Below are 10791 nucleotides of genomic sequence, written 5' to 3'. Positions count from 1 at the left end.
CGCCCTGTCAAGACCCGGCGAATTTCTTTTTTTCACCCGGCTTGTTCTTGGCGCGGAGGCAGACAATAGGCATGTCGCTGCCCGCTGTCAAGAAACTTTTTGCAAAAACGCAAAAAAATCTGTCGCGGCGGCCATGGCTCAGTCAACTTCGCGGCCTGCGCGCCACAGCCGCAAGCCCAGGGCCACGGCCACGCCGCCGAGCACGCTGCACCAGGGCCACGCCCAGGCCCATGCCTCCGGCACAGGCCAGGCCGCGCCGAAGCTCGGCGGCAGGATGAGGAGCAGGATGGTGCCCATGGACCCCAGGGCGGCGGCGGTGGCATACCAGGACTGCTCCACCAGACGCGCCGTATCGCCCAGGGCCACATCCCGCACGAAGCCCGGCGCAAGCCCGGCCAGAAGGCCCAGCGCCAGGGACGCCGTGGCCCCGGTTTCGCGCAGGGCGCAAAAAACGCCCAGAGAGGCCGCCAGAAAAAGCCCTAGGCTGTCCAGCCAGAAAAAGAGGCTGCGCCCGGCGACAGCGGGCGCGCCGTTGACCCTCGTGCGCGCCAGGGCCGAAGCGCCCGCGGCCGCCAGCGCCCCGAGGAGCGCCCCCGCCAGCGCCGGCCCGGGGAGCGCGCCCAGGACCAGCCGCGCGCCCGCAGCCCCGTGCAGCAGGCCCTCGCGCACGAGTCCTGCCATGAGTCCGGAAACACAGCCGAGCACCACGGCGCCAGTGAGATGCGCGCCAAAGCCGCGCGCCCGCCAGGCAGCCGCCGCGGCAAGAAGGACGGCGGCCGCCGCGTCCAGCGTCTCCACCAGGACCGCGGCGGATCCTGTCACTTGGCAAGCCCCACGGCCCGGCGCTCGCGGATGACCGTCACGCGGATCTGCCCGGGATAGGTGAGGTTTTTCTCGATCTTTTCGGCAATGTCCTTGCAGAGCAGATAGGTGGCGTCGTCGTCCACGCTCTCCGCATCCACCATGACGCGCACCTCGCGCCCGGCCTGGATGGCATAGGCCTTGGTGACGCCCTCAAAGCTCGTGGCGATGCCCTCGAGATCCTCCAGGCGCTTGACGTAATTTTCCAGCAGCTCCTTGCGCGCGCCGGGCCGCGCCCCGGAGATGGAATCCGCCGCCTGGACGAGGACGGCCAGCGCCGTGGAGGGGCGCTGGTCCTCGTGGTGGGCGGCGATGGCGTGGATAATGTCCGCGCTTTCGTTGTATTTTTTGGCGATATCCGCGCCGATGAGGGCGTGCGGGCCTTCCACCTCATGGTCCACGGCCTTGCCGATGTCATGGAGCAGGCCGGCGCGCTTGGCCTTGCGGACATCCATGCCAAGCTCGGCCGCCAGCATGCCGCAGAGCGCGGAAACCTCCAGCGAATGCTGGAGCACGTTCTGGGTGAAGGAGGTGCGGTAGCGCAGCTGCCCGAGCAGGCGCACGATCTCGGGATGGATGCCGTGCACGCCCGCGTCGAACGTGGCCTGTTCGCCCACTTCGCGCACCTGGACATCCAGCTCCTGCTGGCATTTCTGCACCATGTCCTCGATGCGCGCCGGGTGGATGCGGCCATCCTGGATCAGGCGTTCCAGCGCCATGCGCGCCACCTGGCGCCGCAAGGGGCTGTAGGCCGAAAGGATGACCGTCTCCGGCGTGTCGTCGATAATGAGGTCGACCCCGGTGGCGGCCTCCAGCGCGCGGATATTGCGGCCCTCGCGCCCGATGATGCGCCCTTTCATGTCCTCGCTGGGCAGGGTCACGGCGGTGACGGTCTGCTCGTTGACATAGTCGCCCGCATAGCGCTGGATGACGTTGCACAGGATGTCCTTGGCCTTGCGGTCGGCGGTCTCCCTGGCCTGGGTCTCGATCTGGCGGATCATCCTGGCCGATTCGTGCCGCGTCCGCGCCTCGATGTCCGCCAGAAGGCGGGCCCTGGCCTCGTCCGGGGTGAGTCCCGCGATCTCCGAAAGCCGGCGCTCCTCCTCGCCGATGCGTTCCTGCAGGAAGGCCTCGGATTCGGAAAGCTCGCGCTCCTTGCGCGCAAGCTCCTTTTCCGCCGCGAGCAGGTCCATCTCGCGCGCGGCGGCCTTTTCCAGCTTTTCCTCCAGGCGGCCGCCCATTTCGTCCAGCTTGCGCTCGCGGAGCTTGACGTCGCGTTCGCGCTCGCGGAATTCGGTTTCCAGCTCCCGTTTCTGGTTGAAAAGATCGTCCTGGCCCTGGAGGAGGAGTTCCTTTTTCTGGGCCTGGGCCTCCTTGCGCGCCTCTTCCACGATACGCCGGGCCAGTTCGTCGGCATCGCCGACGCGCTTGGCCGCGAGATGACGCTGTACGAGCATTCCGCCCAAGGCCCCCGCCAGGACGGCCGCGCAAAGCGCCGCGATGATGATAGGATCCATGAAACCAGCCTCGCTTCAGTTCGGCGGCCCGAAACCGCCGAATGGACGGCGCCGCGCGGACGCCGCAAATCATGCCGGGGCGGCAAGCCCTTGCGGCCGGCGGTCGGAACGGACCGGAAGCATGGATGAAGCGAGGCCGAAAGCGGCCCGTCAGAATGATGCCGCGCCCCGCGAAACGGGGCCGGCGCCGCCACCGGCAGGGGCTGCCGGGCGGAACGGCACGAAAACCAGTTGCCGCACGGCATGACGCCGGTGCCCGCTTCTGGTTTCCGGGGTTGCGGACAAGGCCGGCAACCTCGAAAGAAGATCCCGCGAACTTTCAAAAACCCCAGAGAACCGTGTCACGCCTGCGGTGCAGAACCTGGTTTCCCAGGTCGGGCGTCCGTATGCTGCCGTCAGGCTTCCCGCCCAAGGCGGGCTTGCACACGGGCACAGAGACCGACGCCCTTTTGCATGTGCTTGTCAGGTTAGCGCCGAGGCGCGGATCACGGGGACTCCAGGGAAAATGGCCGCTCCTTGTGCGGGCGGGCGGCGACCTCTCGGCCGCCCGCGGCCCGCCACCTATTCGGAATTCTCTATCCGTGCAAGAAGCGCGGCGATGCGCTGCCGCGCGTCATTCTGCATTTTCTTCAACTGCAACAGGTCATCCGCCAGGCCAAGGGCCAGGAAGGCGAGCATCATTTCCCTGCTCTGTCCGCCCCGGAACCTCAACTTCTGGGTCGCAAACCGTTCCTCCACCAGACGGGCGGCATCGCGGGCGCGCTCCATGTCGGCCCCGGCCCGAAAGGCGATGTCAAAGCCAAGAACGGTAAGGTTGATGTTGTCGTCACTCACAAATAGCCTACTCGACGCTGTCATGCTCCTGGATTTTACGCAGCAGGGCGTCGATGCGCTGGAGCGCCTCGGCGCGCCGCCCTTCCTCTCGGGCGAGGGAGTCATGCAGCCTGCGGTTCTCTTCTTCCAGCCCGGACGATTCCACGCCCAGAGCGGAAAGCTCGGCGCGAAGGTGCGCGTTCTCCGCCCGCAGACGATCCAGCCGGGCCAGGAGTTCGGCGACGCGCGCCTCAAGCTGTTCCAGAAGTTCCATGGCTCCACACTACCACCGCGCCGCGGGTCTTGGCAAGGCGCATCTTCCGCGCGCGCCTCTTTCCCCCGGCGTCGGGGGTCCGCCCCTGCGCGGGCCTTGCCTTGTGCCGGGGAAATCCTATATATTGGAAGAACAGTCCGGGACGTTCCGGCGCGGGGCGCGCCGGGCGCCCCCGGCCGCGCGGCCCGCCCCGCCCGTTCTGGCGGCCGCCATGGTCCGCGGCCATTCCCCCTTCACCCGGAGGCTTTCCATGGCACCCTTCCCCAATACCATCGCCCAGAGCGGCGTCGGCAGCGCCGTTTCCGTCTATATGCGCCACGTGTACCAGTGGATGACCGCGGGGCTTGCGCTCACCACGGTGGTGGCCTACGGCGTGGCCGGCACGCCCGCCATCCGCGACGCCATCCTCGGCAACAGCCTGGTACTCATCCTGCTGGTGGTGGCCCAGTTCGGCCTGGTCATCGCGCTTTCGGCGGCCATCCACAAACTTTCCGCCGGGGCGGCCACCGGGCTGTTCCTGCTCTATTCGGCGCTTACCGGGGCCATGCTCTCGTCCATCTTCGTGGTCTATCCCATCGCGTCCATCGGCACGGCCTTTCTCGTGACCACGGGCACCTTCCTCGCCATGACCGTCTATGGCACCGTCACCAGGCGCGACCTCACGGGCCTGGGCAATTTCCTGTTCATGGGGCTTATCGGCATCATCATCGCCATGGTGGTCAACATCTTCCTCCAGAGCAGCATGATGAACTTCATCGTGAGCTGCCTCGGGGTGCTCATCTTCACGGGCCTCACGGCCTATGACACCCAGAAGCTGCGCCGCTTCGGCGAGGCCGCGCCCCTCGAGGACGGCACGGCCATCCGCCGCGGGGCCATCCTCGGCGCGCTGACCCTCTATCTGGACTTCATCAACATCTTCCTCATGCTGCTCCAGCTCTTCGGCGGCAACCGCGACTAGGCAGCGCCACAGACACGCGAGCAAAGACAGGGGCAAAGGGCACGCCTTTTGCCCCTGTCTTTCTTTTTCAGACGCCATGAAAAACTCCGGAAAACAACGCGGCGGCGACCCGCGGAACGCGGTTCCCGCAGGTGAAGAACTGCTGCATATTTTTGACCGCCAGGCGCGCCCCCTGCGCCTGGACGGCCTTCTGCGCGCGGCCCGCATCCCGCGCCAGGGGAAAAAGCGGCTGGAGGCGGAACTGGCCGCCCTTGCCCGCGAAGGGAAGCTCCTGCGGCTTGCCGGCGGACTCTGGACCCGGCCGGAACGCCTGCTGACCGTGACCGGCCGCTACCGCGCCCTGCGCGACGGCGGCGGTTTCGTCAGCCCGCTCCGGGAAGACGGCGGCAGCGGTCCCGAGCTGTTCATCCATCCCGCCCAACGGGGCGGCGCCTGGCACGGGGACCTGGTGCGCGCGGTCCTGGTGCCCGGCACGCGCGGCCACGGCGGCCGCCGCGAACGCCGGCCGGGACGGGACGCGGCCCGGGCGCCCGAGGGGCGCGTGACGGCCATCCTCCAGCGGGCGCACCAGGAAGTGCCGGTTCATCTGGTGCGACGCACAGGCGACACGCTCTTCTGCCGCCCGGCGGACGACCGGATCCCGGTCGATTTCAGCGTCCGGCTGCCGGAAGCGCCCCCGGAAGCGCCCCCGGAAGCGCCCCCGGGAGAGCGCCCGGACGGTCCGGGCATCCCGCGCCTCGAACCGGGAGAGCTTCTGCTGGTGGCGCCGGAGGAAGAACTGGCCTCGGACCTCTGGAGCGCCCGCCTCGTGGGCGCCTACGGCCGCGAGGACGACGTGGCCGTCCAGGAGGAACTGGTCAAGCTCAATCACGAGGCGCCGCGCGAGTTCCCCCCGGCGGCGCTGGCCGAGGCGGCGCGCCTCCCCGCCGCGCCCGGTCCCGCGGATTTCGCCGGACGCGAGGATGTGCGCGACCTGCCCCTGGTGACCATCGACGGCGCGGACGCGCGCGACTTTGACGATGCCGTCCATGTGGAGCGGCGCGACAGCGGGTGGCTGTTGCGCGTAGCCATCGCGGATGTGAGCCACTATGTGCGCCCCGGCCGGGGCGCGGTGGGCGCTCTGGACGCCGAGGCGCTGGCGCGCGGCAACTCCTGGTATTTCCCCCGTTCCGTAGAACCCATGCTGCCGCCCGCCCTTTCCAACGGCCTGTGCAGCCTGCGCCCCGGAGAGGACCGTCTCGCCCTGCTGGTGGAGCTTCCGCTGGACGAAAACGGCCGCCCCGGCGCGCCCCGTTTCGCGTCCGTGGTCATGCGCTCCGCCGCGCGCCTGACCTATGACGAGGTCAGGGCCGCCGTGTCCGACCGCGACGGGGCGGTCCGCGACCGGCTGTGCCGGGCGCCGCGCGGCGCCGAGGTGCTCGCCATGCTGGAGGAGGCATTTGCCCTCTACCGCGTCCTGCGCGCCGCCAGGCTCGCCCGGGGCGGACTGGACTTCGACCTGCCCGAGGCCCGCTACGAGTTTGACGACAGCGGCCGCGTGACCGGCGTGGGCGTGGCCGAACGCCACGACGCGCACCGGCTCATCGAGGAATTCATGATCGCCGCCAACGAGGCCGTGGCCCGCCGGCTCGGCGCCGGGGGGGGACCGGAATTTCTCTACCGCGTCCACCCGGAACCGGACGCCGAACGCCTGGAAGCGCTCTTCGCCACTCTGGAGGCCACGGCCCTGGAGAGCCTGCCGCCGCATCTGCGGCGCGACGGCCGGCCGGACGCCGGCGCCGTGCGCGGCATCCTTGCCCGCGCCCAGGGCAGCCCGCAGGAGTTCGTGGTCGACAGGCTCTGTCTGCGCGCCCTGCCGCAGGCCCGCTACCAGCCGGAAAATATCGGCCATTTCGGGCTTGCCTCGGCCGCGTACTGCCATTTCACCTCGCCCATCCGCCGCTATGCCGACCTGCTCGTCCACCGGGCGCTCAAGGCGGCCCTGGGACGGCCCTGCGGCGAGATCCCCGCCGGGCAACGGCTGGTGCGTATCGGCGACCAGCTCAACCGCCGCGAACGCGCGGCCATGGACTGCGAACGGGAAATGGCGCGCCGCCTCGCCTGCCTGTGCCTTGCCGGGCATGAGGGCGAACACTTTTCCGGCGTCATCAGCGGCGTGACGCCCTTCGGCATTTTTGTGGAGCTGGAGGGCATGCCCGTGGAGGGCATGGTCCGCCTCGAAGACCTGACGGACGACTGGTACCGCTACGATCCCGAACGGCTCAGCCTCACGGGCGAACGCCACGGCCGCGTCTGGACGCTCGGCGTGCCGGTGCGGACACGTCTGGAGAACGTGGACATGGGGCGGCTGGAGATCCGCCTCCTGCCGCTGGACATGCCGCCGCCCGGCGCGGCGGGACAACGGCGCGGAAAACCGCGGAGCGGCAGCCGGAAAAACGCCCCGGGCACGACACGCGGACGGCGCCGCGCGGCAACGCCCGCCCGGGAGGAACGCCGCGGGCGGCGCGCCCCGGCCAGCGAACGGCGAAAACCGGGCGCCCGCGCGGGCAGGGGACGCTGATGGCCCTGCTCACCGCCCGGCAACGCATGGGCGCGGCCGCGCTCATCCTGGCGGCCAGCGCCATCCTGTCACGCCTCATGGGGCTTGTGCGCGACAAGGTCATTTCCTGGCAGTTCGGCGCGGGCGGCGAGGCGGACCTCTATTTCGCGGCCTTTGTGGTGCCGGACATCATCAACTACCTGCTGGCGGGCGGGTTCATGTCCATCACCATCATCCCCCTGCTGGCGGCGCGCCTGCGGGAGGACGAGGACGACGCCTGGCGCTTTTTCTCCTGCGTGTTTTTCTGGATGCTCGCGGCCTCTCTCGCGCTCACGGGCGCGGGCATGCTCTGGGCAGAGCCGCTGGCGCGCCTGACCGCGCCCGGCTTCAGCCCCGAGGCCTCCGCGCGGCTCGCCTTTTTCATGCGCCTCATCCTGCCCGCCCAGGTCTTCTTCCTGTCCGGCGCCTGCTTCACCGCCCTGCTGCTCCTGCGGCGGCAGTTCAGCGTGCCCGCGCTCACGCCCCTCATCTATAACGGCTGCATCATCGCGGCCGGGCTGCTCCTGCCCCTGATCCCCGGCGCGGCAGGCCTGTTCGGCGCGGGCGGGGACATGGGCATGACCGGCTACTGCATGGGCGTCACCCTCGGCGCGGGGCTGGGGGCCTTTCTCCTGCCGCTGCGGGCGGCCGCCGCCGGGGGCCTGCGCCTGGCGCCGGTCTGGCGGCATCCGCTCATGGGCAGGTTCCTGCTCATCGCCCTGCCGCTCATGCTCGGCCAGACGGTCATCATGCTCGACGAGCAGTTCCTCCGCGTCTTCGGCAGCCTGGTGGGCGACGGCGCCGTGAGCCTGCTCAACTACGGGCGGCGCATCGCCCAGGTGCCCGTGGGCCTGGTGGGGCAGGCGGCGGCCGTGGCCTCCTATCCCTTTCTGGTGCGCCTGCTGGCCGAGGGCGAGACCGAACGCTTCGACAAAACCCTGCGCGCGGCCCTTGCCGGGAGCCTGGGCCTGATCATCCCCTGCGCGCTCTGGATGGCGGCGGCCGCGTGGCCCATCCTCGGCATCATCTTCCAGGGCGGCCGCTTCGGCCCGGAAGAGACGCTGGCCGCCCTGCCGCTCACGCGCCTCATGCTTGCGCCCACGCCGTTCTGGATCATCTACATGGTGCTTGTGCGCGCCTACTACGCGCACGGCGACACCCTGACCCCGGCCCTCACGGGCACGGCCGTGACCCTTGTCTGCCTGCCGCTCTATCCCTGCGTCGCCGTGCCGCGCGGCGCCTGGGCCGTGGCCGCCCTTTCCGGCCTGAGCGTCAGCGTCTATGTGGTCTGGCTCCTCTGGATCTGGGCGCGGCGTCACGGCGCGGCGGCCTTCGATGGCCTGGCGGCCCTGGCCGCCCGCTGCCTGGCATGTTCCGCGCCGGCTGCCGGGGCCGCGTGGTTCATGGCGGAACTGTGCCGCGCCCGGGTGCCGCTGCCGCCGTTTCTGGCGGCCTGCGCGGCCCTGGCGGCCAGCGGCGCGGCCTTCGCGCTGGTGGCGCTGCCCCTGGCGCGGCTGTTCGCTCCCGAACTCCTGACCATGGCCCTGCGCCCGCTCCGGGAGCGCCTGCGCCGCAACAGGGGACAGGATGCCTGACGCGGGACGGCGCCCCGCGCGCCTGATGCGGAAAGTTGCGGCTTTCCGCCATGCCGAAGTCATCCGTCAAAAACAGCCCTTTTTGTGCCGTCTGCGTCACTGGACGATTTTTGTCAGTCATGTACATGAGTACACTCCCTCCAAAAATCGCCCACTTCCTTGCCGGCGCAAAAAATTCTTATTTTTTCGGATCCCTCCGACGACAGCCCCGCTCTGCGCTTCGCTTCGAGCGGACAGTGGAAGAGTCGTCTCTCGAGGTTTCGGGAATTTTCAAGAAGAGACAATTGTCCCGTTTCTCACCATCCGTTTCTCTCAATGCCGCGCATTGAGAGAAACGCGACCGGGGGGTCAAGGGCCATCGGCCTCTAACGGTGCGGGGGGAAGGCGGCGCCCCGCGCGCCGCCAGCCGCGCCCGTTTGCCGCCGCACATGTCCGGCGGCCGCCGCCGGGAACGCTTGCCAAAACGGCAAAGATGCAGGAGAATCGACGGAATCGCACCAAGTCGCGCCGGGCACGGCGTCCGGCGTCGGATTCGCCACTTTTTTCCGGGAGGGTCCTCCATGAAAAAATGTCTCGTCCTGCTCGCCCTTGCCCTGCTGCTCAGCCCGGCCCTGGCAACGGCCGCCGCCTGGACCCCGTCCGGCGACGTGACGGTCATCGTGGCCTACAAGGCCGGCTCCGGCACGGACACGGGCGCGCGCCTCCTCGCCTCCGAGGCGGAGAAGCATGTGGGCAAGACCCTGGTGATCAACAACCTGCCCGGCGCGGACGGCAAGATCGGCTGGACGCAGCTTGTCAACGCCAAACCCGACGGCCAGACCATCGGCTTCATCAACCTGCCCACCTTCACCACCCTGGCGACACTGCCCGACTCCACCTTCAGCGTGGCCGACGTCATCCCCATCGCCAACCATCTTTCCGAGACCGGCGTGGTGGTGGTCAAGGCCGACAGCCCGTGGAAGAGCCTCAAGGATCTGGTGGCCGCCTGCAAGGCCAAGCCCACCTACCGCGCCTCCACCAACGGCGTCGAGGCCTCCAACCACACCGCCGCCCAGCTGCTCGCCAAGAGCGCCGGCTTTGACTACAAGGCCATCCCCTACGGCGGCACGGCCGACCAGCTCCTTGCCCTGCGCCAGGGCGAGGTGGATTTCTCCTGCGCCAAGGTGGCCGACGTGGCCCAGCTCATCAAGGGCGACAAGCCCGAGCTGCGCGTGCTCGGCGTTTTTTCCGAAAAGCGCCTGCCCGAGCTGCCGGATGTGCCCACCCTGGGCGAACAGGGCTATTATGACAAGTGGTACGGCGCCGCGCGCGGCCTGGTGGCCCCCAAGGGCACCCCGCCGGAAATCATCGACTTCTATGTGGACGCCTTCCGCAAGACCATGGAAGACCCCGAGAACATCGCCGCGCACAAGAAGGCCGGCCTGAGCATGGACTTCAAGGACAACAAGGCCTACGCCGACCTCATCGCCCAGCAGGAGCTTTTCTGCAAGGACGTGGTCTCCAAGCTGTACGACAAGAAGTAGCCGTTTTCGCCGCCACCCCGGACGGGAGCGGACTCCCGTCCGGGCGGCCGGAAGACGCCCCCGCTCCGGCTGCCGCCCCCGCGGGCGGCAGCGCATGTTGAAACGGCAGACCGCGCCAAACTCCGGGAGCAGCGCATGACACGCTCCGACATCGGCATCGTGGTCATCATCTATGCCACCTGCCTGCTCTTCCTCACCATGACCCTCAAGCTCAAGGCCGCGGCCCAGGTCTATCCGCTCTGCCTCATCGGCGGCCTTGCCCTGCTCAATACGCTCTATCTCGGGACGCGCCTCTGGCGTCTGTTCGGCGGCCGGGCGGCGCAGGACGTTCCCGGAGACGCCAAGGGTCCCGGCGCGCGGCCCGCCCTGGTCAACGACCTGCCCGAGATCTTCGCCAATTTCGTGCCCGGGCAGTTCCTCTTCATCGTCATCGCCTCGGTGGCCTATCTCGCGCTCATGCACTTTGTGGGCTTTTACCCGGCCGGCCTCGTCTATATGCTCGCGGTCATGCGGCGGCTGCGCGTGCCTCCCCTGCACATGGGGGTCACGCTCGCGGTGCTGGGCGCGCTCATCTACGCGGTGTTCACGCTGTTTCTCAAGGTACCCCTGCCGCGCGGCATCCTCTTCGGCTGATCCGCGGTCCCGATTTCCGCAACGCCATACCCCCAAGGA

General features: G+C 69.0%; 9 protein-coding genes and 1 other RNA gene. 5 read left to right on the top strand and 5 right to left on the bottom strand.

Annotated features, from left to right (window positions below; translation table 11 throughout):
- Positions 1-138 precede the first annotated feature (138 nt).
- The 5 genes from QZ294_RS08465 to zapB form a co-directional block, all read right to left on the bottom strand.
- Positions 139-822, bottom strand: a complete 684-nt coding sequence (locus QZ294_RS08465) for a TRIC cation channel family protein (protein ID WP_297048949.1) — start codon at positions 820-822, stop codon at positions 139-141.
- Positions 819-2378, bottom strand: coding sequence for a ribonuclease Y (rny, locus tag QZ294_RS08460; RefSeq protein ID WP_297048947.1), 1560 nt, complete (start codon positions 2376-2378; stop codon positions 819-821). The genes QZ294_RS08465 and rny overlap by 4 nt, the downstream gene beginning before the upstream one ends.
- Before the next feature lie 321 nt (positions 2379-2699).
- Positions 2700-2884, bottom strand: a non-coding RNA gene (ssrS, locus tag QZ294_RS08455) — 6S RNA.
- 55 nt (positions 2885-2939) lie between these two features.
- A complete protein-coding gene (gene zapA, locus QZ294_RS08450) occupies positions 2940-3212 on the bottom strand; it encodes a cell division protein ZapA (RefSeq protein ID WP_297048945.1) in 273 nt (90 codons plus the stop codon).
- Positions 3213-3219: 7 nt separating this feature from the next.
- Complete coding sequence (gene zapB / locus QZ294_RS08445) at positions 3220-3465, bottom strand: cell division protein ZapB (protein WP_297048943.1); 246 nt, start codon at positions 3463-3465, stop codon at positions 3220-3222.
- 250 nt (positions 3466-3715) lie between these two features.
- On the opposite strand from zapB, the gene QZ294_RS08440 reads away from it, so the two are divergent.
- The 5 genes from QZ294_RS08440 (at position 3716) to QZ294_RS08420 (ending at position 10752) form a co-directional block, all read left to right on the top strand.
- On the top strand, positions 3716-4423 hold the full coding sequence (locus QZ294_RS08440) for a Bax inhibitor-1/YccA family protein (RefSeq protein ID WP_297048942.1): 708 nt from the start codon (positions 3716-3718) through the stop codon (positions 4421-4423).
- Positions 4424-4499: 76 nt separating this feature from the next.
- Positions 4500-6983 (top strand): ribonuclease R family protein, encoded by a 2484-nt coding sequence (locus QZ294_RS08435; RefSeq protein WP_297048940.1) that lies wholly within the window; start codon positions 4500-4502, stop codon positions 6981-6983.
- Positions 6983-8596 (top strand): lipid II flippase MurJ, encoded by a 1614-nt coding sequence (locus tag QZ294_RS08430; RefSeq protein ID WP_297048938.1) that lies wholly within the window; start codon positions 6983-6985, stop codon positions 8594-8596. Before QZ294_RS08435 ends, QZ294_RS08430 begins: the two co-directional genes overlap by 1 nt.
- Before the next feature lie 560 nt (positions 8597-9156).
- Positions 9157-10119, top strand: coding sequence for a tripartite tricarboxylate transporter substrate binding protein (locus QZ294_RS08425; protein ID WP_297048935.1), 963 nt, complete (start codon positions 9157-9159; stop codon positions 10117-10119).
- Positions 10120-10254: 135 nt separating this feature from the next.
- A complete protein-coding gene (locus QZ294_RS08420) occupies positions 10255-10752 on the top strand; it encodes a tripartite tricarboxylate transporter TctB family protein (protein WP_297048933.1) in 498 nt (165 codons plus the stop codon).
- Positions 10753-10791 lie beyond the last annotated feature (39 nt).

The sequence above is a fragment of the uncultured Desulfovibrio sp. genome (assembly GCF_910584445.1).
GTDB lineage: Bacteria > Desulfobacterota > Desulfovibrionia > Desulfovibrionales > Desulfovibrionaceae > Desulfovibrio.
This window is presented reverse-complemented; position numbering and strand designations above follow the sequence as displayed.

Excerpts from the sequence above, each read along its gene's own strand:
- QZ294_RS08430 (WP_297048938.1), top strand. The coding sequence starts at position 6,983 with ATGGCCCTGCTCACCGCCCGGCAACGCATGGGCGCGGCCGCGCTCATC.
- rny (WP_297048947.1), bottom strand. The coding sequence starts at position 2,378 with ATGGATCCTATCATCATCGCGGCGCTTTGCGCGGCCGTCCTGGCGGGG.
- zapB (WP_297048943.1), bottom strand. The coding sequence starts at position 3,465 with ATGGAACTTCTGGAACAGCTTGAGGCGCGCGTCGCCGAACTCCTGGCC.
- QZ294_RS08435 (WP_297048940.1), top strand. The coding sequence starts at position 4,500 with ATGAAAAACTCCGGAAAACAACGCGGCGGCGACCCGCGGAACGCGGTT.
- QZ294_RS08425 (WP_297048935.1), top strand. The coding sequence starts at position 9,157 with ATGAAAAAATGTCTCGTCCTGCTCGCCCTTGCCCTGCTGCTCAGCCCG.
- QZ294_RS08420 (WP_297048933.1), top strand. The coding sequence starts at position 10,255 with ATGACACGCTCCGACATCGGCATCGTGGTCATCATCTATGCCACCTGC.
- QZ294_RS08440 (WP_297048942.1), top strand. The coding sequence starts at position 3,716 with ATGGCACCCTTCCCCAATACCATCGCCCAGAGCGGCGTCGGCAGCGCC.